This is a genomic window from Streptomyces sp. NPDC032126 (assembly GCF_055580085.1).
In genome coordinates this window covers 355,945-380,350 of record NZ_JBVIMA010000003.1, presented here as the reverse complement: position 1 = coordinate 380,350, position 24,406 = coordinate 355,945, and the positions used below count along the sequence as shown (strand labels likewise).

At 72.3% G+C, this 24,406-nt stretch carries 20 protein-coding genes; 12 read left to right on the top strand and 8 right to left on the bottom strand.

All coding sequences use genetic code 11. The features are described from left to right. Positions 1–53: 53 nt before the first annotated feature. On the bottom strand, positions 54–1,265 hold the full coding sequence (locus tag ACZ5NW_RS14670) for a PP2C family protein-serine/threonine phosphatase (RefSeq protein WP_468744493.1): 1,212 nt from the start codon (positions 1,263–1,265) through the stop codon (positions 54–56). A 286-nt stretch (positions 1,266–1,551) separates the two neighbouring features. Here ACZ5NW_RS14670 and ACZ5NW_RS14665 point away from each other — a divergent pair, with 286 nt between their 5' ends. Beyond that, entirely contained in the window at positions 1,552–1,992 is a 441-nt protein-coding gene (locus ACZ5NW_RS14665; protein WP_468744172.1) for a hypothetical protein, read from the top strand. Between the two features lie 18 nt (positions 1,993–2,010). Here the strand turns inward: ACZ5NW_RS14665 and ACZ5NW_RS14660 are convergent, their stop codons facing one another. Beyond that, on the bottom strand, positions 2,011–2,787 hold the full coding sequence (locus ACZ5NW_RS14660) for an alpha/beta fold hydrolase (protein ID WP_468744171.1): 777 nt from the start codon (positions 2,785–2,787) through the stop codon (positions 2,011–2,013). A gap of 98 nt (positions 2,788–2,885) precedes the next feature. Between ACZ5NW_RS14660 and ACZ5NW_RS14655 the strand changes: the two genes are divergently transcribed. Further along, on the top strand, positions 2,886–4,250 hold the full coding sequence (locus ACZ5NW_RS14655; RefSeq protein WP_468744170.1) for an aminotransferase-like domain-containing protein: 1,365 nt from the start codon (positions 2,886–2,888) through the stop codon (positions 4,248–4,250). Here the strand turns inward: ACZ5NW_RS14655 and ACZ5NW_RS14650 are convergent. Continuing rightward, positions 4,150–5,097, bottom strand: a complete 948-nt coding sequence (locus ACZ5NW_RS14650; RefSeq protein WP_468744169.1) for a hypothetical protein — start codon at positions 5,095–5,097, stop codon at positions 4,150–4,152. The two genes, ACZ5NW_RS14655 and ACZ5NW_RS14650, sit on opposite strands and share 101 nt — an antisense overlap. Before the next feature lie 193 nt (positions 5,098–5,290). Here ACZ5NW_RS14650 and ACZ5NW_RS14645 point away from each other — a divergent pair, with 193 nt between their 5' ends. The 3 genes from ACZ5NW_RS14645 to ACZ5NW_RS14635 all read left to right on the top strand — a co-directional run bounded on the left by ACZ5NW_RS14645 (position 5,291) and on the right by ACZ5NW_RS14635 (position 9,209). Further along, entirely contained in the window at positions 5,291–5,836 is a 546-nt protein-coding gene (locus ACZ5NW_RS14645; protein ID WP_468744168.1) for an SH3 domain-containing protein, read from the top strand. Positions 5,837–5,970: 134 nt separating this feature from the next. Further along, the gene (locus ACZ5NW_RS14640; protein ID WP_468744167.1) at positions 5,971–6,990 is read left to right on the top strand and encodes an endonuclease/exonuclease/phosphatase family protein; all 1,020 of its coding nucleotides are present in this window, start codon (positions 5,971–5,973) and stop codon (positions 6,988–6,990) included. 47 nt (positions 6,991–7,037) lie between these two features. After that, positions 7,038–9,209 carry an FUSC family protein gene (locus tag ACZ5NW_RS14635; protein ID WP_468744166.1) on the top strand — a complete coding sequence of 724 codons (2,172 nt, stop codon included), beginning with the start codon at positions 7,038–7,040 and terminating at the stop codon, positions 9,207–9,209. Between the two features lie 21 nt (positions 9,210–9,230). On the opposite strand, the gene ACZ5NW_RS14630 is transcribed toward ACZ5NW_RS14635, so the two are convergent. Further along, on the bottom strand, positions 9,231–9,362 hold the full coding sequence (locus tag ACZ5NW_RS14630; protein WP_468744165.1) for a hypothetical protein: 132 nt from the start codon (positions 9,360–9,362) through the stop codon (positions 9,231–9,233). A 95-nt stretch (positions 9,363–9,457) separates the two neighbouring features. Here ACZ5NW_RS14630 and ACZ5NW_RS14625 point away from each other — a divergent pair, with 95 nt between their 5' ends. Next, entirely contained in the window at positions 9,458–11,035 is a 1,578-nt protein-coding gene (locus tag ACZ5NW_RS14625; protein ID WP_468744164.1) for a VWA domain-containing protein, read from the top strand. Positions 11,036–11,164: 129 nt separating this feature from the next. Beyond that, positions 11,165–12,877 (top strand): methionine--tRNA ligase, encoded by a 1,713-nt coding sequence (gene metG / locus ACZ5NW_RS14620; protein ID WP_468744163.1) that lies wholly within the window; start codon positions 11,165–11,167, stop codon positions 12,875–12,877. Between the two features lie 77 nt (positions 12,878–12,954). On the opposite strand, the gene ACZ5NW_RS14615 is transcribed toward metG, so the two are convergent. The 3 genes from ACZ5NW_RS14615 to ACZ5NW_RS14605 form a co-directional block, all read right to left on the bottom strand. Then, positions 12,955–13,302 carry a DoxX family protein gene (locus ACZ5NW_RS14615; RefSeq protein ID WP_468744162.1) on the bottom strand — a complete coding sequence of 116 codons (348 nt, stop codon included), beginning with the start codon at positions 13,300–13,302 and terminating at the stop codon, positions 12,955–12,957. A gap of 112 nt (positions 13,303–13,414) precedes the next feature. Then, positions 13,415–13,627 carry a DUF397 domain-containing protein gene (locus ACZ5NW_RS14610; protein WP_468744161.1) on the bottom strand — a complete coding sequence of 71 codons (213 nt, stop codon included), beginning with the start codon at positions 13,625–13,627 and terminating at the stop codon, positions 13,415–13,417. Then, a complete protein-coding gene (locus tag ACZ5NW_RS14605; RefSeq protein WP_468744160.1) occupies positions 13,624–14,499 on the bottom strand; it encodes a helix-turn-helix domain-containing protein in 876 nt (291 codons plus the stop codon). Before ACZ5NW_RS14605 ends, ACZ5NW_RS14610 begins: the two co-directional genes overlap by 4 nt. Before the next feature lie 152 nt (positions 14,500–14,651). On the opposite strand from ACZ5NW_RS14605, the gene ACZ5NW_RS14600 reads away from it, so the two are divergent. The 5 genes from ACZ5NW_RS14600 (at position 14,652) to ACZ5NW_RS14580 (ending at position 22,547) form a co-directional block, all read left to right on the top strand. Beyond that, positions 14,652–15,065, top strand: a complete 414-nt coding sequence (locus tag ACZ5NW_RS14600) for an ATP-binding protein (protein ID WP_468744492.1) — start codon at positions 14,652–14,654, stop codon at positions 15,063–15,065. Positions 15,066–15,168: 103 nt separating this feature from the next. Beyond that, the gene (locus ACZ5NW_RS14595) at positions 15,169–18,768 is read left to right on the top strand and encodes a CHAT domain-containing tetratricopeptide repeat protein (protein ID WP_468744159.1); all 3,600 of its coding nucleotides are present in this window, start codon (positions 15,169–15,171) and stop codon (positions 18,766–18,768) included. A gap of 41 nt (positions 18,769–18,809) precedes the next feature. Continuing rightward, positions 18,810–19,190: a hypothetical protein gene (locus ACZ5NW_RS14590; RefSeq protein ID WP_468744158.1), complete on the top strand. Its 381-nt coding sequence runs from the start codon at positions 18,810–18,812 to the stop codon at positions 19,188–19,190. 9 nt (positions 19,191–19,199) lie between these two features. Beyond that, entirely contained in the window at positions 19,200–19,910 is a 711-nt protein-coding gene (locus ACZ5NW_RS14585) for a nucleotidyl transferase AbiEii/AbiGii toxin family protein (protein WP_468744157.1), read from the top strand. 111 nt (positions 19,911–20,021) lie between these two features. Then, on the top strand, positions 20,022–22,547 hold the full coding sequence (locus ACZ5NW_RS14580) for an FG-GAP repeat domain-containing protein (protein WP_468744156.1): 2,526 nt from the start codon (positions 20,022–20,024) through the stop codon (positions 22,545–22,547). A gap of 66 nt (positions 22,548–22,613) precedes the next feature. On the opposite strand, the gene aspS is transcribed toward ACZ5NW_RS14580, so the two are convergent. Next, complete coding sequence (gene aspS, locus ACZ5NW_RS14575; protein WP_468744155.1) at positions 22,614–24,377, bottom strand: aspartate--tRNA ligase; 1,764 nt, start codon at positions 24,375–24,377, stop codon at positions 22,614–22,616. Positions 24,378–24,406 lie beyond the last annotated feature (29 nt).

Below are 24,406 nucleotides of genomic sequence, written 5' to 3'. Positions count from 1 at the left end.
CCTGTGGATCACGTACCCCAGCACCGTAACCTCTGCGGCTGCAAAGAGGGGCCTCAGGAGGGCGAACTCCGGCGCCGTACGGCGAAGACGGTGGTGTCGTCGGCGAGGCGTCCGCCGCAGTGCCGCAGGGTGCCCTCGCGGACGTGGGCGACCAGACGGGCGGGTTCGGTGAGGCCGGGGTCGCGGGCGACGGCGCGGGCGAGTTCGTCGGCGAGGGGGTAGAAGACGCCCTGCTCGTCGCGGGCCTCGGTCACGCCGTCGGTGACGAGGAGGAGGGTCTCGCCGGGCGCGAGGGTGACGCGGAGCACGGGGAACGGGGCGTCGCGTTGGGCGAGTTCGGCGAGGCCGAGCGGCAGCCCCTCGCCCTGCGGCAGCGGCCGCACGCCGTGCGGTCCGACGGCGAGGGCGGGTTCATGCCCGAACCCGACCAGCTCGACGACGGTCCCCCGGTCGGGTCCGCCCGCCCCGTCCCCCTCCGCCCCCGGATGTCCCGGCAGCTCGGGGAACGCGAGGAGGACCGCCGTGGCGAAGCGGTCGCCCTCGGTGCGGCCCAGGGAGTCCGTGTGGACGCGGTGCCGCCGCATCCGTGTCTCCAGCCGGTCGGCGACGGTCGCGAGGTCGCTCTCGTGGTAGCCGGCCTCGCGGAACGTGCCGAGCAGCGCGGCCGCCGCCTCCACCGCGCCCAGCCCCTTGCCCTGCACATCGCCGACGAGGACACGGGTGCCGTGCGGGCCGGGCTGGATGTCGTAGAAGTCGCCGCCGACCCGGGCGTCGGCGTCGGCGGCGAGATACTCGGCCGCGTGTTCGAGGCCGCCCCAGACCGGTGGCAGCGGGCGCAGTACGGTGCGGCGGGTGGTCTCCGCGATGTCCATCATGTGCAGCATGCGCTGCTCGCCGCGCACCCTCAGTTCGCAGGCGAGGACGGACAGCACCCCGCCGACGGCGACGAGGACGAAGTCGGCGGGGCCCGACTTGTACTGCTCGGCCGCCATGATGTCGGTCGCCACGTAGGTGGCCAGGGACAGTACGGCGAAGGCGGCCGTCGTCCACACCCCGCACAGCGCGGCGGCGATCGCGGAGACGAACACGCACCAGGAGACGATCCGGAACCGTCCGGTGGTGTTGAAGTCGACGACGGTGATGGTGATCAGCAGCAGCAGCGGCACCAGCCAGGTGACGCTGTACCCCTTGAACCGCAGCAGCTGCTGCCGCTGGAGCACGTCACGCCGCCGCACCCGCGGATACCGTGCGTCGAGCCGCCGCACCCGGCCCCCGTGGTCGCCGCTCACGGGATCAGCGAAACACGCCCCATGATCCCCCGCATCCGGGCACCGCCCCCCGCCACCACCCGCCACCCCATCCGCGCAGCCGAGCGCCCCGCCCCGCACGACCACCCGTCTTGCCACCGCCCCGCGGCATCCGGCGGCCCCGCCTCGCCCAACCCGACGCCCCACCCCGCGTAACCCGCCCCCGTCCGGGCACCCGACTTGCCACCGGCCTCCGCCGGGTGTGCTCTGTATTGCGGGGGCGTGGAGAGAGAGGAGTGCTCTCATGGCTCATGCGGCACCCGCCGCGGGTCTGCCGGCCCGTCGGCCCAGGAATCCCGACGTCTTCGACGAGCGCGTCCACCGGGCCGCGGCATGGGCAGTGCCCGTGGCGGCCGGGCTGATCTACGGCTACTGGGCCGCGGCCAACCGCCGCTCCGGTGGCCCGATCACCGGCTGGAACGTCCTGTTCGGGTTCGTCACCGCGGCCGCCTTCATGGTGGCCTACATCGGCGTCCGCACCCTCGCCGCCCATGTGATGCGCGAGCTGCACGCCCTGCTGTGGGCGGCGTTCGCGGGATGCGCCTTCGGGTTCGCGTACAGCCAGACCGGGGCGACCGTGCTGCGCTCGACGTTCATGGCGCTGGCGGTGGCCGGGGTCACCTTCGTCGTGCTCTTCTACCGCTACTACACGCACGAGGACGCGGCGGGCCACCGCATCCGTTAGCCCGCCGACAGCCCGCCCTCAGGCCGGCTTGGCCAGGAAGTCCGCCAGGACGGCGTTGAACGCGTCGGGCCGTTCCAGGTTGGGCAGGTGGGCGCAGCCCGGGATCACCGCGAGCGCGGAGTCGGGGAGGGCGGCGTGCATGGCCTCGGCGTCCGCGACCGGGGTGTACTCGTCGTCCTCGCCCACGACCACGAGGGCGGGGACGGCCACCCGGGTCAGCAGGGCGCGGTAGTCGGGCCGTTCGGCGCGGCCGCGCAGCGCCGCGGCCGCGCCCTCGGGGTCGGTGGCCGTCATCATGCGATGGACGTGCGCCTTGACCGCGGGGTCGGCGTAGGGGGCGACCATCTTCTCCAGCACCTCGTCGGCGTATCCGCGCATGCCCTCGGCGAGCAGCCGGTCGGCCATCGCGTTGCGGGAGACCTTGCCGCCGCTGGTCTCGGCTGCGGGGAAGGTGTCGGCGAGGACGAGCCCGCGGACCCGGTCGCCGAGGCGGTCGTAGAGCTCCATGGCGATCTGGCCGCCCATGGAGAGTCCGGCGAGGACGAAGGGGCCGACGGCGAGGGCGTCGAGCAGTTCCTCGATGTCCTCGGCGAACCGGGACAGCGGAGTGAGCCCGGGCGTCACCGGTGAGGCGCCGTATCCGCGCAGGTCGGGGGCGATGACACGGCGTTCCGCCGAGAAGGTCTCGATCTGCGGAGTCCACATGCTGCGGTCGAAGGGGTGGCCGTGGACGAGGACGAGGGGGAGCGGTCCGCTCCGGGGTCCTTTGTCCTCGTATGCGAGGAAGGGGGTCATGTGATCGACCCTAGGCGGCCCCAACTCCTCGGTGCAATAAGATCTTTGCTCTCGGTGCAATCCGCGCCGGGACCGACGGGGGAGCGACGGGACAGCACATGAACGACTTCCGGCGCATCGCCGACCGCATCGCCGAGGACATCACCAGCGGACGCCTCGGCGCCGGTCAACGCCTGCCGCCGCAGCGGCAGTTCGCCCGCCGCCACCGCATCGCCGCGTCCACCGCGGGACGCGTCTACGGCGAACTCGTGCGCCGGGGACTGGTGGTGGGCGAGGTCGGCCGGGGCACCTTCGTACGGGCCACCCCCGAGACGCCCCCGGGACGCGCCCTGGTCGAGGCGACCGGCACCGCGCTGCCGGTGAACCTGGAGCTCAACTACCCTTCCGTGCCGGGCCAGTCGGAGCTGCTGGCGCCCGCGCTGACCGCGCTGCTGCGGCCCGACGCGCTGGCGGAGGCCATGCTCCCGGGCGCCGCGACCGGCACGGGCGCGGCCCGCCGGGCGGCGGCCGGACTGCTCACCGTTCCGGGCGGGCAGGACGGTCGCGGCGGCTGGCGTCCCACCCCGGACCAGCTGCTGTTCACCGGGAACGCCCGCCAGGCCATCGCCGCGGCCCTCGCCTCCCTCGTCCGGCCCGGCGGCCGGGTGGGCGTCGACGAGCTGACGTATCCGCTGGTCAAGGAGATCGCGGGCCGGCTCGGGATACGGCTGGTGCCGCTGGCGGGGGACGAGGAGGGAGTCAGACCGGACGCGATCGCCGGGACCCGCCGTGCGGCCCCGCTGTCCGCCCTGTATCTCCAGCCGGCCCTGCACAATCCGACGACGCGGGCGACGAGCGACCGGCGGCTGCGCGAAGTGGCCGAGGTGGTCGGCGAGTTGGAGCTGCCGGTGGTCGAGGACCGCATCTGGTCCTTCCTCCGCCCGGACGCCGTGCCGCTGGCCGCGTACGCCCCCGCGCTCACCCATGTCGTCGACGGCCTGTCGAAGCGGGTCGCGCCCGGGCTGAGCACCGGCTTCCTCGTCGTACCGCCGGAGCGGGTGGCGGCGGTGGGCGCGGCGGTGCGGTCCGGCGGCTGGAGCGCGGGCCGGTTCGCGCTGGAGGCGGCCGTGCGCTGGACCGGGGACGGCACGGTGGCGAGGCTGGTGGCGGCGAAGCGGGACGACGCCGGGCAACGCCAGGCGCTGGTCGGGGAGTTGCTGGCGGGCTTCCGGGTGCGGACCGGCCCGCGCGCCTATTTCGCGTGGTGGGAGCTGCCCGCGCCGTGGCGGGCGGACACCTTCGCGGCGGCGGCCGCGGCCCACGGCATCGCGATCACCCCGGGCACGGCCTTCGCGGTGGACCCGCACCGCACCCCGGACGCGGTCAGACTCGGACTCGCGTCGGCTCGGCGGGAGGACCTGACGTGGGCCCTACGGACACTCGCCGGCGTCGCGCGAGGGCGGGCACCCGGACGTACCGGCTGAGCCAGGCCGCGCCCGCCGCCGCCAGACCGAGGCCCAGGAGCAGCCAGGACGCCGTGCGCAGGGTCGCGGTGAGGGCGTCGTAGACGGCGGCCGCGGCCGGCCGGTGGGCGGGGTCGGGCAGGTCGGTGAGGGTGAGGTGGCGGCCGACGGCCACCGCCACGCCGAGGAACACGCCGCCGAGCGCCGTGCCGAGACCGGTGGCGGTGACGGCGCGACGGCGGCAGGCGGCGACGGTGATACCGGCCGCCGCGAGGACGACGGCGGTGAGGGGAAGCCAGAATCCGGCGATGTCCAGCACGTGGTAGCCCTTGCGCAGGGCCGTCAGGTTCCCGGCGGGCAGCACGGCGACGGGCCGGTGCTCGACGGGGACGCGGGCGGCGAACGGGATGTTGTCGTGGGCGAGTTGGCGTTGCAGCGGGGCGGTGACGGTGGCCAGGTCGACGGTCACCGGGCCGGTGGCGCGGGCGTCGTCGCGCAGGGCCGTCATGACCGCGCTGTGGGTGGCCCGGTTGCCCGCGTCCCAGGCGGCGCGGAAGGCGCGGGTGGCCGTGAAGGAGCGGGCGGCGTCCTGGGCGGCCAGGGGGTCGAGGCCGGTCTCGCGGGCGATGCCGTCACCCACGGTGTCCGCGACGGCGCCCTGGACGGCGGGATCGGCGGCCAGCGGGCCCAGGGCGGCGACGTAGCGGCGGGTGTCCGTGAGGTCGTACGCCGCCCAGCCGGCCAGCGTGCCGAGCGGCACGAGGAGGCACGCGAGGGCGATCAGGACGGCCGAGGCGGCGGTCCGCGGACGGAGGGACGCGCCGGCCCGTGGGCGGGGGGCGGGGCCGGCCCGCTGGGGGTGGAACACGCTGTCCAGGCAACGCCCCGGCCGTACCGGACGCGAGCGGACCGCGCCCATCCGAGTGACCGTCCGATCACGCGCCGTGGGCGATCGTCTGGACCAAAGGGCCTGCTGAGGGCCCGGAGCTGGACATTCGGCTCTCCGGTGGAGGGTTCACCCGAACGGGTGTTTCCTGGAGCTGGGGAGAAGGAGGCCGATCATGCGCACCACTCCGGCCCTGCGGATCCTGGCCGCGGCCCTGCTCACCGGTGGCACCCTCGCCGTCGCGGCGACCGGAACCACCGCGGCGGCAGCCCCGCCGACCTACGCCGAAGGGCAGCGTGGCGGCGGTCATGGCGACCATACGATCTGGGGCACCGTCGTCTCCCGCACCGACCTCAATCTGCGGCAGTCACCCACCACGCATTCACCCGTCGTCGGCACGCTCGCGCCCGGCAGCCAGGATCGCGTGCAGTGCATGGTCCTCGGACAGAGCGTGAACGGCAACCCGTACTGGTACTGGCTCGTCGGCGCCCAGGCCTGGGCGAGCGCGGCCTTCGTGGACACCGGCGGCGCCCGGGTGCCGACCTGCGCCGACCCGTGCCCGCAGTGGAAGAACGGCGACTGGACCAACTGGGACGACTCCTGGTCCGACGACGCCTGGAGCGTCGCGGCGACGGGCTCCTTCACCATCTCGGGCTCCTGGAGCTTCGCCGCCACCGGAACCTCATCGGGCGTCTGGGACTGGATCCCGCTCGTCCGATGAGCGGAGGGATGAGGGAACACGGGGGCCCCGGCGGGACCACGAGCAGCCGGGGCCCCTGTGTGTGCCCTCGGCCCCGCCCCCTGTGCGTAGCCTGGTAGATGCGCCCCGTACCAGAGGCGGGGTCTGGGGGCGGCATGAGTTCAACACGCACATCGCCGGACGCGCCGAGGTCGTACGCGCCGGCCGGCGATCCGGAGCGGCGCCGGTGGGGCCGGGCCGCCGGGGCCTGGTGCGCGGGGCTGCTGCTCGCGGGAGTGAGCGTGATCGTGGGCTGCCGGACCGCCGACACCGACGCGGTCACGCCCGTACCGCAACTGCTCGCCTTCCTGCCGTGGCTGCTCGTGCCGACCGGCCTCGCGCTCGCCCTGGCCCTGCTCACCCGCTGGTGGACGGGGCTGGTCTGGGGGGTCGCCGTCCTCGGCCTGCTCGCCTGGTTCATCGAGCCCTACGGCACCACCGACGAACCCGGCGGCCCCGCGGTCGCCTCGCTGCGGGTGCTCACCTCCAACGTCGAGTTCGGGTGGGCGACCCCCGCCCTCGTCACCACCGTCCGCCACGAGCGGCCCGACCTGGTCTTCGTCGAGGAGTGCGAGGACGGCTGCCAGGCGGCCATGGCGCGGGAGGTGGGCGCCGACTACCCCTACCGGCGGGCCGTCCAGGGCTCCGACTCCGTCGGCTCCCTCATCCTCAGCCGCTATCCGCTGACCCCCGCCCCGGCCATCCCCGCCATCATGGGCATGCCCGGCGCCGTCGCCGACGTCGACGGCCACCCCGTACGGCTCCAGCTCGTCCACCCCAAACCACCCCTGCCCGACCAGGTCGCCCTGTGGAAGCGCGAACTGGGCCGCGTCCACGACTTCGCCGCCGAACACCGCGGCGACGGCCCCCTGATCCTCGCCGGCGACTTCAACGCCACCCAGGACCACGCCGTCTTCCGCCGCATCCTCGACACCGGGCTGCGCGACGCCGCCCGCCTCGCCGGCGAGGACCGCGAACCGAGCTGGCCCTCCCGCACCACCCCCGCCTTCGGCGCGCAGATCGACCACGTCCTGGTCTCCCCCGACTTCTCCGCCGCCCGGGCCCGCTTCCTCCACCTCGACGGCACCGACCATCGCGCGCTGGTCGTGAACATCACCCTCCACCAGGGAGGATGACCGGGCCGCCAGGGGGACGACCGGGCCCGGCGCCCATAATTGGGCCCATGTCCCGCGAGTTCCCCATCGGCCTCACCCCTCCCGACTGGCTGGTGCGGAACCTCGCGCCGCAGCGGGCGCCCGCCCCCGTCAACCGGCCCGCCCTCGCCCGCGCCGCCGTCGCGATGACGCTGCCCCTCGCCATCGGCCTCGCCGCCGGCCGGCCCGAGTACGGCGCCCTCGCCTCCATGGGCGCCCTCTCCGGCGTCATCGGCGACACCGCCGACGCCTACCGGATGCGGCTGCTCAACATCGCCGTCCCCCAGCTGTTCGGCGCGATCGGCATCACGCTCGGCTCGGCCGTCTACGGCCACGGCTGGCTGGCGGTGGCCGCCGTCACCGGCGTCGCGCTCGTCTCCGGGATGATCTCGACGATCGGCGCGGTCGCCTCCGTATCGGGCCTGCTGCTCCTGCTCAACGCCGTCGTCGGCGCCGGCCTGCCGATGCCCGGCGCCTGGTGGCTGGCCCCACTGCTGATGACCGGCGGCGGCCTGCTCGTCCTCGCCCTCGCGCTGCTGGCGTGGCCGCTGCGCGGCGGCGTCCCCGAGCGGACGTCCGTCGCGGACACCTATCGCACGGTCGCCGCCCTCCTCGCCGCCTGCGGCAGCGAGATCCCGGGCGAGTACGAGGACGCCCGCTTCGCCGTCACCCAGTCCCTGAACCAGTCGTACGACCTCGTCCTCGCCCGGCGCGCCCTGCACCACGGCCGCAGCCCCGAACTCACCCGGCTGCTCGCCCAGTTGAACGCGATCACCCCGGTGGTGGAGGCGGCCCCGGCCGCGCATCTGAGCGGCCGCCGGCTGCCGCCGGAGATCCCGGAGGCCGTACGGCACCTCGCCCGGGCGGTCGAGACCGGCTTCGCCGGCCCGCTGGGGCCTTTCTTTCGTATCTGGCCGGCTCCGAGCGACGGCACCTCCCGGCCTGGCCGAGCGGGGTCTGGTGCTTGCAGCTGCAAGGCGGAGGAGGGCGGCGACGCGATGGGGGTCCCCCCGCGCGAGCGAAGCCGAGCGTGGGGGAGTCGGCAACCGACGACAACGCCGCAGATGCGCGTGCCAGACCCCGCGACCCCGGCAAGATCCGAAAGAGAGGCCCTAGGGCTGGAGCTGCCCGCGCCCGTCGGGGAGACGAGCCGCGCCGTCGACCACGCCCTGCGGCACGCCGCGGCCGTCGTCGCCGCCCCGGACATCGACCCGGGCCGTATCACCGACCGCCTCGGCCGCCCGGCGGCCCCCCGGGTCCGGGCCGCCCGCGCCGCCCGCGACGTGGCCCTCTCCGCCGCCTCCTGGCGCTACGGCCTGCGCCTCGCCCTGTGCATCGGCCTCGCCCAGTTCCTGGTGTCGATCATCCCCGTCCCCCGCTCCTACTGGGTCGCCCTCACCATCACCTTCGTCCTCAAACCCGACTTCGGCTCGGTGTTCTCCCGGGCGCTGCTGCGCGCGCTGGGCACGGTGGCGGGCCTGGTCGTCGCGGCGGCGGTGCTCGCCGAGGTGCCACGGGGGTGGTGGGACGTGCCGGTGATGCTGGTCCTGGCCCCGCTGATCCCGGCGCTCACCCCGCGCGGCTACGGCTTCCAGACGGCGGCGATCACCCCCGTGATCCTCCTGCTGTCCGACATCCTCAACCACCAGGGCACGGCCCTCCTCCTGCCGCGCCTCGTGGACTCCCTCATGGGCTGTGCGATCGCGCTGGTCGCGGGCTATCTGCTGTGGCCGGAGAGCTGGCACACGAGGGTCGGCGACCGGCTCGCCGACGCGGTGGCCGACACCGCGCGCTATGTGGAGTCCGCGTTCGGCACGGACCCCGGAGGGGCGGCGCCGGCCCGGATGCGCCGCCGCCTGTACCGCGACCTGTCGGTGGTCCGTACGGAGTTCCAGCGGGCGCTCACCGAACCGCCGCCGACGGGACGGCGAGCGGCAGCCTGGTGGCCGCTGGTGGTGGCGGTGGAACGAATCGTGGACGCGACGACAGCGGCCCGGGTCCGCGTACGGCACGGAGCCGAGCCGCCGTCGGCGGCCGAGGTGGGCCAGGTCACCCTCCAGCTGAGGGAACTGGCGGAGGGCCTGCGCGACACGGAGGTCCTCTACCCGGTCCGCACGGACCTCACGGGCCGCCCGGACAGCGTCCTGGAACCCCTCCGCCAGGAGGTGGCGGCGGCGAGGACGATCGCCTCGCCGCACTGACCGGGCGGCTTCCCCCATCGGTCAGACGCCGATGTCCAGCTCACCGCGCCGCGAGCCCAGCTGGTTGCCGTCGGCGGAGATCCACAGGTTGCCGTGCGGGTCGAAGGCGAGGCCGTCGCGGAGGGTGTTGACACGGGTGCGCTCGGCATGCAAACCCCTCCCCAAGATCGCCACCTGGGGCCGCTAACCTTACGTGTCCGTCCTGGCCAGCGATTGACGGGCATCAACTCACGCGAAGGGTTGCGCACATGGGCATTCTCACTCTCCTGCGGAACGCGTTCGGCAGATCACGGAAGAGCCGCACGGCACAGGCAGAGGATGCGCAGCAGCTTCCTTCGCAGGTGACGCCCGCCCCGACGGCGGAGACCGCGCGGCCGGAAACGCCGGCAACCGAGGAGCCGACGCCCCCCACTGACCAGCCCCTGATCCCGGAACCCCGCACCTCGGCGGACCCGGAACACGAACTGGTGGCAGCAGCCTTCGACAACGTCACGGTCCCTAAGCCGACGGAGTCCCCGGAGCCGGCGGCGGCTGAGGAGCCTGCGCTGGAGCCGGTGGCTGAGGAAACGGTGGCGGCTGAGGAGCCGACGGTGGCCGACGAGCCGGAGGCGGAGACGGAGGCCGCTGCCGAGGTGACGGCGGAGCCGGAGACCGAGGAGCCCGTCGCCGAGGTGGAGGAGGAGCCCGCGCCCGAGGTGACGGCGGAGGAATCCACCCCCGAGGCTGCGGACGAGCCGGAAGCCGAGGCAAAGCCGACGGCCGAGGTGACGGCGGAGCCCGAGACCGAGGAGCCCGCCGCCAAGGTGGAGGAGGAGTCCGCGCCCGAGGTGACGGCGGAGGAATCCACGCCGGAGGCTGCGGACGAGCCGGAAGCCGAGGCAAAGCCGACGGCCGAGGCGACGGCGGAGCCCGAGACCGAGGAGCCCGCCGCTACCGAGGCGGAGCCGGAGCCCGTCGCCGAGGTGGAGGAGGAGTCCGCGCCCGAGGCGACGGCGGAGCCGGAGACCGAGGAGTCCGCGACCGAGGCTGAGGCACCGGCCGAAGCTGAGGCATCTGAAGAGTCTGAGGATGTGACCGTCGCCGCAGACGCCGACGGCGAGGACGCCCCGCAGGGGCCACCCGCACCCGACGACGAAACCCGCACGGGTGGTGCGGGTGGGAACGGGACGGCCGAAGGCGAAGCCGAGGCCGAGGCCGAGGCCGACGCCGAAGCCGCCGCCCGCATCCTCACCAAGCTCAACCTCACCGGCACCCAGGCCGACGTCTACCTCGTCCTCGACCGCTCCGCGAGCATGCGCCCGTACTACAAGGACGGCTCAGCCCAGGCCCTCGCCGACCAGACCCTCGCCCTCGCCACCCACCTCACCCCCACCCCCGACGCCCCCAAGGTCCACGTGGTCTTCTTCTCCACGGAGCTGGACGGCACCACCGACCTCACCCCGGCCTCCCCCGCCGACAGCATCGACACCACCCACGCCTCCCTGGGCCGCATGGGCCGTACGAGCTACCACGCCGCCGTGGAAGCGGTCCTCGCCCACTACACGGCCCAGCACAAGAAGTCCAAGGTCCCCGCCCTGGTGATCTTCCAGACGGACGGCGCCCCGGACGCGAAGACCCCGGCCACCCAGTCCCTCACGGACGCCGCCAAGACCCACCCCTCGGTCTTCTTCTCCTTCATCGCCTTCGGCGACCACGACAACAAGGCCTTCGACTACCTCCGCAAGCTGAAGACCCCGAACACCGCCTTCTTCCACGCGGGCCCGACCCCCCGCGAACTCACGGACGAGGAGCTCTACGAGGGCGTCCTGTCCAACTGGCGCCCGTAAGGAACGACCCGGCCGCCCCTTCCACCCCTTAAAACAGGAAGCGGGCGGCCGCCCCATGTCGGCTACGATTTCAAGACTCACGAAAACGCAAGAACCCACCCGAACGACCGACCTGGGAGCAGCCCCCCGATGGCTCGACACCTCATCACCAGCGCCCTTCCGTACATCAACGGGATCAAGCACCTGGGCAACATGGTGGGGTCCATGCTCCCGGCCGACGTGTACTCCCGCTACCTCCGCCAGCGCGGCCACGACGTCCTCTACATCTGCGCGACGGACGAGCACGGCACCCCCGCCGAGCTGGCCGCGAAGGAGTCCGGCCTCAGCGTCGCGGAGTTCTGCGCGCAGGCCCACGACGCCCAGAAGGCGGTCTACGACGGCTTCGAGCTGTCGTTCGACTACTTCGGCCGCAGCTCCTCCCCGCAGAACGTCGAGATCACCCAGCACTTCGCCCGCCGCCTCCACGAGAACGGCTTCATCGAGGAGCGGGCGATCCGCCAGGTGTACAGCCCGGCCGACGGCCGCTTCCTCCCGGACCGCTATGTCGAGGGCACCTGCCCCCACTGCGGCTACGACAAGGCCCGGGGCGACCAGTGCGAGAACTGCACCCGCGTCCTCGACCCCACCGACCTGATCGACCCGCGCTCGGCGATCTCCGGCTCCACCGACCTGGAGGTCCGCGAGACCAAGCACCTCTTCCTCCTCCAGTCCAAGCTGGAGAACGAGGTCCGCGAGTGGGTCGCCCGGCACGACAAGGACTGGCCGCACCTGGCCTCCTCCATCGCCCACAAATGGCTGACCGAGGGCCTGCACGACCGCGCGATCACCCGCGACCTGGACTGGGGCGTCCCGGTCCCCGCGGACACGTGGCCGGAGCTGGCGGCGGAGGGCAAGGTCTTCTACGTCTGGTTCGACGCCCCGATCGAGTACATCGGCGCGACGAAGGAGTGGTCGGACGAGGAGCCGGAGACCCGCGACTGGAAGTCGTGGTGGTTCGAGGCGGACGACGTCCGCTACACGGAGTTCATGGCGAAGGACAACGTCCCCTTCCACACCGTGATGTTCCCGGCCACCGAGCTGGGCGTGCGCGAGCCGTGGAAGATGGTCGACTTCGTCAAGGCGTTCAACTGGCTGACGTACTACGGCGGCAAGTTCTCCACGTCCCAGAAGCGCGGTGTCTTCACCGACCAGGCCCTGGAGATCCTCCCCGCCGACTACTGGCGCTACTTCCTGATCGCCAACGCCCCCGAGTCGGACGACTCCTCCTTCACGTGGGAGCACTTCACGGCCACGGTGAACAAGGACCTGGCCGACACCCTCGGCAACTTCGTCAACCGTGTCCTGTCCTTCTCCCGCAAGCGCTTCGGCGACGACGTCCCGGCGGGCGGCGAGCCGGGCGAGGCGGAGACGAAGCTGGGCGAGCAGATCGCCGAGCTGCTCTCCGAGTACCAGCAGCACATGGAGACCCTCCAGTTCCGCAAGGCGGCCGCCGCCCTGCGCGCCCTGTGGTCGGCCGGCAACTCCTACCTGGAGGAGAAGGCCCCCTGGCTGGAGATCAAGACGAACAAGGACGGCGCGGCCCTGACGCTGCGCACGGCGATGAACCTCATCCACCTCTACTCGGTGGTCTCCGAGCCGTTCATCCCGGCGACGGCGAAGACGATGCGCACGGCGTTCTCCCTCCCGGAGGACACCGCGACGTGGGTCTCCGAGGCCGAGGCGAAGTCCCTGGCGTCCGTCCCCGCCGGCACCCCCTTCACGGTCCCGCCGGTGCTGTTCGCCAAGCTGACGGACGAGGACCTGGAGTCCTACAAGGAGCGGTTCGGCGGCACGGAGGGCTGACGCCCGTACCGCCCCACGGCCGTCGGCCCCCGGATCTCCGCAGGGAGTTCCGGGGGCCGACGCGTGAGAGCGCGCGCTCAGCTCAGCAGCCCAAGCGCCAGCGCACCGGCGACCGGGGCCGCGTAGACAAGGGGGAACGGGATGTGGGAGTACCACTTCGCACGGGCCACGGTGATCGCGGCGCCGGTGAAGTAGAGCAGCAGGCCGACCGCCGCCAGCACCCCGACGAACGGCACGAACAGCCCGGCGACCAGGCCGACGGCACCGGCGGCCTTGGCCACGCCGAGCCAGGTCCACCAGGCGCGCGGCACCCGGTAGTCGGTCAGCGCCTTGACGATCCACTCGGCCCGCAGCAGCAGAACAGTGCCGGAGAACCCGGCCAGCAGGGCGGCGAGTACGGTGACGACGTCGTGGGCGATACGCATGAGGCGCTCCCATCACAGGGGTTCGGTGCCGGACACCTCTCTGACGCGCGAGCCCAGCCACATGTGACAGACCGAAGCCTGAGGGCTCGTACTCCGGCCTGGAGGAGCGGCCTCAGCCCTCAGAGGCGTAAGCCACGAACCCGACCCACGCCTCCGGCGCGAGCGCGAGACGGGGGCCGGCGTCGCGGTGCTTGGAGTCGCGGACGTGGACCTTGCGGGGCGCTACCGCGACCTCGACGCAGGAGTCGCCCTCGTTTCCGTCGCTGTAGCTGCTCTTGAACCACGCCAGTTCGGAGGCGTCTCCGGCGGAGGGCTTGCGGATCATGTCTCTCCCAGCAATTGCTCAATGAAGGCCAGCGACTCCCGTGGCGGGAGAGCCTGAGCCCGGATCGTGCCATACCGCAGCTCAAGGATGTGTACCTGCCTCGGGTCCGAGACGGGACGACCGTTGAACGCCCCGTCGGAGCGCCCTGTCGCCGTACCGTCTGCGAACTTCAGCAGCTCAAGCCTTCCGTCCAGGCCAGGATGGACCTCAACGTGGGTCGGCATCACCTGCAGTGTGACGTTACGCAACTGCCCGACCTCCAACAGGCGTTCGAGCTGCCGTCGCCACACCATTGTGCCTCCCAACGGGCGGCGCAACAGGGTCTCTTCCAGCACGAACCCGAGTGCGGGGGCGGGCTCCCTCTGGAAGATGGACTGCCGAGCCACGCGAGCCGCCACGAGCCGCTCCACCTCGGCTTGCGCGTAGGGCGGTTGCCGCGACTCGAATGCGGCACGAGCGTGCTCCGGCGTCTGCAACAGCCCATTGATGCTGTTGCAGACGTAGATCCCGATCTCTACGGCCTTCGCCTCCATGTCGGCCAGATCCCGCAGTTTCTTCGGATACCGAACCTTCTCCACGTCCTCCTTCATCGCGGAGATCAGCCCGCCCGCCCCCAACACCTCGTCCGCCATGTCCAGATACTCGGGTCGGGGGATCCGCTTGCCGCCCTCGATCTTGTAGACCATGTCCTCGCCGTACCCGAGCCGCTTGCCGAACTCGGTGGCCCGCATCCCCACGGCCTCCCGCCGTAGCTTCAACTGCCGTCCCACGGTGGCCACAACGGCTACGCCCCACTCGTCGTCGGGATCGACCTCCCACCCCGGCTCATCCGCCTCCGTCCTGAGCCGCCCTGCCTCCGTGTCCACCGACATCTCCGCCCCGCCCCTCCGTAGTACCGCCTCGTACCGCACCGCCCTTACCCGTACGCACCGCCCCGACAAGCCCGGACAGCACCGGACAACGCCCGGACAGTCACCGTACGCAATGGCGTAGTCACTCATCACGGTAGGCGGAGACGGCCACGCTGAGTGACGTGAATGAGAAAGTCCGCAACTTCAGCGTCCTGCTGTCCCCCACGCCACGGGGCGCCCGTCTCGCACGCCTGCTGGCCACCGAGCAACTGCGCGCGTGGGAACTCCCGTTGGACCCGGCCATGCAGCTCGTGGCGGAACTGGCGAACAACGCGGCCACGCACGGCCGGGTCCCGGGCCGGAACTTCCAGCTGCTGCTCTACGTGGTCGGCGGAGCCCTCCGTATCGAGGTCACCGACACACGGGGTGACCGGCTCCCCGACCGCGAGTTGGGCCGGGGCCTGCTCCTGGTGGACGCGCTGGCGGACCGCTGGGGAGTGACCCAGGGCCTCCCACCCCGCAAAACGGTCTGGGCCGAACTCACCTTCCCAGCAGACGAGCTTTCGCGGATCGCTGCCGAACCGTGACGCCGGTCGGTCAGTTCGGGCGTTTCGCCGGTGACTGGGCGGGAACGGGGCTAAAGTCGCAGGCCCTGACGGGGATCTGGTTGCGCGTGCGGGGGTGAGCGCAATGGCTGAACGACTTGTGCTGGACGTGGGCCGGGACGGCCGGGTGACCGTCTCGGCCTGGCGGACGGGCGAGTTCCTGCCGCAACCGGTGGGCGAGCCGGCCCCGTTGGCGTGGCCGATGGACGGGGAGGACCTTCAGGAGCTGCGCTGGTATCTGGAGCAGTACCTGAGGGTGCCGTTCGGGGTGTACGAGGATCTCGGCCCACGGGTGGAGAACTGGCTCCCGCAGTGGGGCGCGCGCATCTTCGACGCGGTGTTCGGCACGGGCCCGGCGAGGGACGCGTACACCAGGGCGCGGGCGCGCGGCGACCGCGTGGAGCTGGTGGTGCGCTCCGGGGAGGCGCGGTTCCTGGGCCTGCCCTGGGAGTTGATGACCGACCCGGAGCGGCGGGGCGCGATCGCCCTCGACGACGAGGTGACCGTCTCCCGCTGTCTGCCGACCGCCGCCCTTGGCGAGGTGTTCACGGTCGAGGGCAGCCGGCTGCGCGTGCTGATGGTGATCTCCCGCCCGCAGGGCACGTCCGACGTGGGCTACCAGATGATCGCCCGGCCGCTGCTGCGCCGCCTGGACGCGGTGCGCGGGCGGGTGGAGCTGGTGGTGCTGCGCCCGCCGACGCTGGAGCACCTCCAGGAGGTGCTGCACGGGGCGCGGGAGGCCGGGGAGCCGTTCCAGATCGTGCACTTCGACGGGCACGGGGTGTTCGGCCGGACGCCGCCGGCGGCTGCGGGCGGGCCGTGGCCTCCGGCGATGTTCGACGGCGGCCCCGGCCCGCAGGGCATGCTGGCGTTCGAGAAACCGGCCGGCGGCAGCGATCTGGTCCCCGCCGAGCGGGTGGCCCGTGTGCTGAAGGAGGCCCGCGTCCCGGTCGTCGTCCTCAACGCCTGCCAGTCGGCGGTCATGGGCGAGCAGCTGGAGGCGGCGGTGGCGACCCGGCTGCTGCGGGAGGGCGCGGGCGCGGTGGTGGCGATGGCGTACAGCGTGTACGCGGTCGCGGCGGCGGAGTTCATGGCGGCGTTCTACGAGCGGCTGTTCGCCGGGGACCTGGTGTCGGACGCGGTGTCGGCGGGCCGCCGCCGGCTGGCCCAGCGGCCGTTGCGCCCCTCCCCGAAGGGGATGCTGCCGCTGGCCGACTGGATGGTGCCGGTGGTGTACACGCGCAGCGAGGTGCGTTTTCCGGGGCTGCGCACGGAGCGGGGCGGGCGGGAGTCGCTGACGGCGGAGCTGGACCGGATGCGGGCGTTCACCGAGGCGGGTGCGACGGCGGTGGGCGGCGAGGCCGACGAGGCGCTGAGGGCCGTAGGAGAGTTCACGGGCCGGGACGCCCTGCTGTACACGCTGGACACGGCGGCGCGGCTGAACCGGGTGGTCGTCCTGCACGGGCCGGGCGGCACGGGGAAGACCGAGCTGGCGAAGGCGTTCGGGCGGTGGTGGCGGGACACGGGGGCGCTGGACGAGGGGTGCGGGGTGATCTGGCACTCGTTCGAGCCGGGGGTGGCCACCTTCGGCCTGGACGGGGTCGTGAACAACGTGGGGCTGACCCTGTACGGCACGAATTTCGCCCGCCTCGGCCAGGCCGAACGGCGCAGGCTGGTCGAGAAGGTCCTCACCACGCACCGAATGCTGCTGATCTGGGACAACTTCGAGTCGGTGCGCACGGTACCGGCCCCGGCGCAGGCGACGCCGCCGCTGAGCGAGGACGAGCGCGGGGAGCTGCGGGCCTTTCTGGACCGGGTGGCCGCCCACGGCCGCAGCGCGATCATCGTGACGAGCCGCAACCCGGAGGACTGGCTGGGCCCGGACGTCCGGCGGATCGAGATCCCCGGCCTGAACGCGGAGGAGGCCAACGAGTACGCGGAACAGCTCCTGGCCCCCTACCCGTCCACGGCCCACCACCGCGCGTCGAAGTCCTTCGGCGAACTGATGGAGTGGCTGGACGGGCATCCCCTGACGATGCGGCTGGTACTGCCCCGCCTTGAGGGCACGGGCTCCGCCGAGCTGCTGGAGGGTCTACGGGGCACGGCGCCGCTGACCGACACGGACGACGGCGGGCGTACGACGTCCCTGGCAGCCGGTGTCGCCTACTCGTTCCGCCACTTACCGGAGGAGGACCAGCGGGCGCTCACGGTGGTGAGCCTGTTCCAGGGGGTGGTCGACGCCGATGTGCTCGGCTTGCTGTCCGGGGTTCCGGACGTCCTCGACTGGTTCCGCGGGCGTACGCGCGAGCAATGGGCGGAAGTGCTCGACCGGGCGGCCGCCCTCGGGCTGCTGCTGCCGCTGGGCTCCGGCATGTACGGCATCCACCCGGCGCTGCCCGCCTATCTGAGCGCGTTCTGGCGCAGCCTCGCTCCGGAGACCCATCGCGCGCTCCACGAGAACGCCGAGCGTGCGTTCGTCACGGCCTACGCCACGTTCAGCGACTGGCTGCTGGGGGCGCTGCGCAGCGGCAACGCCGAACTGGCCGTGCGGGTCATCCGACTTCAGCGGCGCACGCTCGGCAGTGTGCTCAACAGCGCTCTCGGGCAAGCTCTGTGGTCCGAGGCGCACAGCATCGTCCAGCCGTTGGACCGCTACTGGAGGATGGCGGGGCTGACGGACGAGGCGCAGCTCTGGGTCGACCGGGGGCGGGCGATCCTGGAGAACCCGGACGGCAGCGCGCCCTCGCTCGACTCCGCGGCCGGAGCGCTGTGGGGATACCTGGTCTTCCTGGAGGTGAGCCGGCATCTCGACGCGGGCCGGGTGGACGAGAGCGAGCGGGTGTGCCACGAAGTGATCCGCGCCCTGGAGGCGCAGCCGGCGACCCCGGAGCAGCGCAACAGGATCGCCGGCGTGTATCACCACCTCGGCCTGATCGCCCAGCGGCGGGAGGATTTCGACGATGCCGAGACGTGGTACGAGCGGGCCATCACGATGTTCGTGGAGCTCGGCAACCGCAGCGGCACGGCGAACGCCTACCACCAGCTGGGCTCGATCGCCCTCGCGCGCGACGAATTCGACGAGGCCGAGGACCGGTTCCACAAGGGCCTCGCCATCTACAAGGAACTCGGCAACCTTCCCAACGTCGCCGGTGCCTACCACCAGCTCGGGCTGCTCGCTCAGTACAGGGGGCAACTGGACCAGGCCGAGGAGTGGTACCGCGCGTCCCTGAGCATCAACACGGAGCTCAACGATCTCCCCGATCTGGCGGGCACCTACCACCAGCTCGGCACGGTCGCCCTGATGCGCGGAGACCCCGATGAAGCCGAGTCCTGGCTGCACATGGCCCTCACCATCCTGGAGCACCTCGGCGACCGGCTCGGCCTCACTGCCGCCTACGGCATGCTGGGAGTTCTCGCGGACGTACGAGGTCAGCCCGCGGAGGCCATGGAGTGGGCCGTTCGCTCTGTGACCCTGCTCGACCGGTTTCCCTCGTCCTTCAAGCCCACCGTCCGTTTCCTGAGGCGCCTGACCGCCGAGCAGGGGATCGACGCCCTGGAGCGGACCTGGTTCTCCGTCACCGGCGGACCGCTGCCCCCGGAGATCCGCGACTTCCTCCTCGCCCTCCCCGAGGAGCCGTCCGGGGACGGTCCCGATGAGCCGTCCGAAGACCGTCCCGGAATCTGAATCCGATCAATCCGATCCCCTGTGAGAAAGGGAGTCCGCCCATGCCCGACCCCGTAGCCCGGGCCGCCCGTGCCGCCGCTCTCCGGCTGGCCACGCCCGACACCTCCGCCCTCCCCATGGACGTGGAGGTCGCCCTGCACACCCGTGACGCCCCCGCGCCCCACCGGCCCGACCAGTACCTCGACCCCGTCTCCCTCGGCGCGCTGATCGTGAGCGTCGCGCAGCTCACCTGGTCCATGTACAACGACCTCCGCCGGCGCGGCGACGGCAGCCCGCCCCACCGCGACACCGTCGCCCGCCGCGTCCGCGTCCAGTTGCTCGAACGCGACACCGGGCCCCTCGACGACCGCTGCGTCGACATCACCATCGAGGAAACGCTGAACACCGCCGAAAGCGGTGACGGGACCGGCGCCACGCCATAATCACGCCCCGTGAGCACCCCTACCGGCCCCCACACCGATCCCCACCGCCTCCGCCTCCTCACCGACGTCCTCACGCTCGGCGCCGGCTGCCCCCTCCTCCTCGCCGGGGACCACGCGGTCCTCGCGCACGCCCTCGCCGATCCGGCCACCCGCCGGCCCCGCGAACTGGAGGTGGCGACCGAGCATCCCGCGCCGATGACGGAGATCGCGGCGACACTCCGCGCCGGCCTCACCGAACGCGGCTGGGAGGTCCGCGTCCGTGAGTCCGACCCGCTCGCCGCCCGCCTGCTCGTCACCGACCCCACCACCGGCGCGCCGTACACGGTCGACCTCGTCAAGGAGACCCTGTGGCATCCGCCGGTCACCACGGACCTGGGCCCCGCCCTCTCCCTGGAGGACCTCGTCGGCACCCGGGTGCGCGCGCTGGCCGACCGGGGCGCGGCCCGTGACTTCGTCGACGTGCGGGCCGCCGCCGACCGGTGGAGCCTGCCCGACCTGGAGGAGCTGGGCCGCCGGCACGCCTGGGACGCCTTCGACCTGGCCGAGCTCCAGGGCCGCCTGGAGCGGGCCGAGTGGATCGCGGACGCCGAGTTCACGGCGTACGGCCTGGCCCCGGACGCCGTGACCGAGCTGCGCCGCTGGGCCCAGACCTGGGCGAACGACATCGCGGAACGCCTCCTGGAGGAAGCGGCGCTCCAGGAACCGCCGGACGACGACTAACGCCAACTCCCGTACGGGGCAAGGCCGTAGACCATCGCCGGATGATCACACGCGACGTACAGTTCCCCCATGAGGAGGCGCAACGCCTCCTACGGGGAGGGAACACCACACATGGGCAGATCAGCCCTGCCGCGCCGCAGGCATGCCGCGGCCACCGCACTCGTCACCGTCTCACTCGTCCTCGCGGGCGCCGCGCTGCCGGCCGCGCCGGCCGCCGCCGCGACCTCGCTGCCGCCGTGGGCGAATCCGGTGACGCTGTCTAGCGAGAGAAGCAGCCTCCAGGACGTCGCCGTCCGCTCCGACGGCACCGCCGTCGCCCTCTGGATCCGGCGCGACAACTCGTCCATCGAGACCGGCACCCTGTACACCGTCACACGCCCCGCCGGGAGCGACACCTGGAGCGCTCCGGTCACGCTCACCACCGCGCCCGTGAACCAGGCGACCCTCGTGGCCCGGGCCAACGGCTCGGTCGCCGCGCTGTGGGTCGAGTTCCCGAGCCCGACCTCGCAGGGCGACATCACGGGACCCTCGCGTGTCGCCGCCTCCGTGCTCGACGCCGGGCAGACGGACTGGTCGGCGCCCGCCGAACTGGTCGGCACCGACCGGCAGCTCAGCGTCTTCGGCCTGGACGCCGCGGAGGGACCCGACGGCGCCCTCGGCGCCGTATGGACCGGCGTCCCGGTGAACGCCGTCGCGGCCACATCCAGCGAGGCCTACGCCACCACCCTGGCCGCGGACGGCAGTTGGGCCGCACCGCAGAAGGTCAGCAACGCGGCCGCGTACGCCGGGCCGTACACCGGCATGCGGGTCGGGAACCCGGAGATCGCCTCCGACGCACGGGGCGGGCTCGTCGTGTCGTACCGGATGCAGCCGTACTCGTACGGCACGCAGTACGTCATGACCGCCGCCCGGCCCGCGGGGACCGACACCTGGACCACCCCGGAGCGGATCACCACGTCCATGGCCCCGGGCACCTTCCCGACGCTGTCCTCCGGGCCGCAGGGCGTGGTGCTGGTGTGGCCGGACGGGAACAAGACGCTCCAGGTCATGCGCCGATACGCCGCCGACTCCGAGTGGGGGCAAGCGGAGACCGCGGCGACCGATGTCCAGCAGCTCGCCGAACTCCCGGATCCGGTGGTCGCCGCGGACGGTGATGTGACCCTGGTCTGGGCCGACCGCCCGACCAACGGGCTGCAGACCACCACCCTTGACACCGACACCGGCCAGTGGTCGGCGCCTCAATTCCTGTCCACCGGCTATGTGCCGATGAACACCAACGACACGCTGACGTACGACGTGGCGAGGGCCCGGGACGGGTCGATCCACGCCCTCTGGCACCAGAACGGCGCCGACTCGCACACCATGGTCCTCATGGAGGCCACGCGCGCCGACGACACCTGGACGGCCGCGCGGTCGGTCGGGGTCACGCACGAGTACATCAGCGGGCAGATCGCGGCGCGGTCGGCCACCGACGCCACCGCCGTCTGGGACTGGTCGCAGTCCACCACCTTCTGGGCCGCCGGTGTCGAGGCGTCCCGCACGGACTGGCCCAAGCTCTCGCTCACGTCGTCGTCCGTGCCCCCGTCCGTGAACTTCATGAACACCCTCTGGGAGCCGTTCTGGCAGATGACCACGCCGGTCGGCTCCTGGACCCTCACCCTCACCGACACCGCGGGCCGCACCCTGCGCACCCTCACGGGCACCTCGGGCACCACGACCGTCAAGGCGTCCTGGAACGGCCGTACCACGTCCGGCGCCTGGGCGCCCAACGGCAGGGTGACCTGGGTCCTGAAGGCCGCCCCGCCCGGCGCGCCCACCGCGCAGACGCTGGCCTCCGGCTCGGTCATGGTGGCCGGCGGTGCCCCCGTCTTCCGTGACCTCGGCGGCGCCTCCGGCGTCCCGGACGGTGGCGGCGATCTGCTCGCCCTCACCACCTCCGGGGCGCTCCAGCTGCGGTACGGCACCCTCAACTCCGCCCGGGTGCTGGGCACCGGCTGGCCCACCACCATCAGGGCGGTGCCATTCGGCGACCTCAGCGGCGACCGCTGCAACGACGTCCTCGTCCGGCTGAGCACCGGCGCCCTGCGCCTGTACAAGCCGACGTGCGGCGGTGTGCTCAGGCCGACGACGGCGTACACGAATCTCGGCACCGGCTGGAACCAGTACGACGTGCTGACCGCGCCCGGCGACGTGACCAAGGACGGTCGGCCCGACCTGATCGCCCGCAACGCGGCGACCGGTGCGGTCTACCTCTACAAGGGCACCGGCACCGGCACGCTCGCCGCCCGCGTGAAGCTCTACGACAACTGGAAGTCGTACAAGAAGATCGTCGGCGTGGGTGACCTCAACGGCGACGGCATCGGCGATCTGCTCGCGCAGGACACCGCCAACAACCTCTACCGCTACATCGGCACGGGCAACGGCACCTTCTCCGCCCGAGTGAAGCTCTTCGCCAACTGGGGCGGCACCTACAACCTGGTCCTCGGCGCGGGCGACCTGACGGGCGACGGCAAGGCGGACCTCGTGGCCCGCGACAGCACCGGCACCCTGTGGCGCCTGCCCGGCACCGGAACCGGCACCTTCGGGACCCGCGTGAAGATCGGCACCGGCTGGAACACGTTCAAGGGCGTGTTCTGACAGCCGGTGCCGTAGCAAAGGGGCCGGAGACCGATACCGGTCTCCGGCCCCTCTCCGTCGGCTGCCTTACTTCGGCTGCGGCTTGCGCACCGTCAGGTGCAGCTCCTTCAGCCGCGCCTCCTCCAGCTCCGTCGGCGCGCCCATCATCAGGTCCTGGGCGTTGCCGTTGAGCGGGAAGGCGATGGTCTCGCGGATGTTCGGCTCGTCGGCGAGCAGCATGACGATGCGGTCGACGCCGGGGGCGATGCCGCCGTGCGGCGGGGCGCCGAAGCGGAAGGCGCGCAGCATGCCGGCGAACTTCTCCTCGACGGTGTCGCGGTCGTAGCCCGCGATCTCGAAGGCCTTGAGCATGATCTCGGGCTCGTGGTTCCGGATCGCGCCGGAGGACAGCTCGACGCCGTTGCAGACGATGTCGTACTGCCAGCCCAGGATGTCCAGCGGGTCCTGGGTCTGAAGGGCCTCAAGGCCGCCCTGCGGCATGGAGAACGGGTTGTGCGAGAAGTCGATCGCGCCGGTCTCCTCGTCCTTCTCGTACATCGGGAAGTCGACGATCCAGCAGAAGCGGAAGACGCCCTCCTCGAAGTGGCCGGCCCGCTTGGCGGCCTCGACGCGCACGGCGCCCATGATCTTCGAGACCTCGTCGAACTCGCCCGCGCCGAAGAACACGGCGTGACCGGCGGCCAGGGAGAGCCGCTTGGTCAGCTCGGCGACGTTCTCCTCGGTGAGGAACTTCGCGATCGGGCCGGACAGCGAACCGTCCTCGGCGACGCGCACCCAGGCCAGGCCCTTGGCGCCCTGCGAGATCGCGTACTCGCCGAGCTGGTCGAAGAACTTGCGGGGCTGGGCGGAGACGTCCGGCACCGGCAGGGCGCGCACGTGCTTGCCGGCGAAGGCCTTGAACTCGGAGCCCTCGAAGATGTCGGTGATGTCGACGAGCTCCAGCTGGGCGCGCAGGTCCGGCTTGTCGGAGCCGTACTTCAGCATCGCCTCGCGGAACGGGATCCTCGGGAACGGGGAGGTGACATGGCGGCCGCCGCCGAACTCCTCGAACAGCTCGGTCATGAGCTGCTCGATCGGACGGAACACGTCCTCCTGCTCCACGAAGCTCATCTCGACGTCGAGCTGGTAGAACTCGCCCGGCGAGCGGTCGGCGCGGGCGTCCTCGTCGCGGAAACAGGGCGCGATCTGGAAGTAGCGGTCGAAGCCGGAGATCATCAGCAGCTGCTTGAACTGCTGCGGCGCCTGGGGGAGGGCGTAGAACTTGCCCGGGTTCAGACGGGACGGGACGACGAAGTCGCGGGCGCCCTCGGGGGAGGTCGCGGACAGGATCGGCGTCGCCATCTCGTTGAAGCCCAGCGCCGTCATCTTGTGACGGATGGCGGAGATGACCGCCGTGCGCAGCATGATGTTCTTGTGCATGCGCTCGCGGCGCAGGTCGAGGAAGCGGTACTCCAGGCGCCGCTCCTCGTTGACCCCGTCCTCGGTGTTGATCGTGAAGGGCAGCGGGGCGGCCGCGCCGAGCAGCTCGACCTCGCCGACCTCGACCTCGATCTCGCCGGTGGGCAGGTCGGGGTTGACGTTCTCGGTGCCACGGGAGACGACCTTGCCGTCGACACGGACCGTGGACTCCTTGGAGACCTTGTCCAGCGCCTCGTAGGCGGGCGTGCCGGGACGGGCCACGAGCTGCGTGATGCCGTAGTGGTCGCGCAGATCGATGAAGAGGATGCCGCCCAGGTCGCGCCGATTGTGCAGCCAGCCACTCAGCCGGACGTCGGTACCGACGTCAGAAGCGCGGAGCTCGCCGCAGGTGTGGGACCTGTACCGATGCATCGTCGTTCATCCAGTCTTCGCGGATCGGG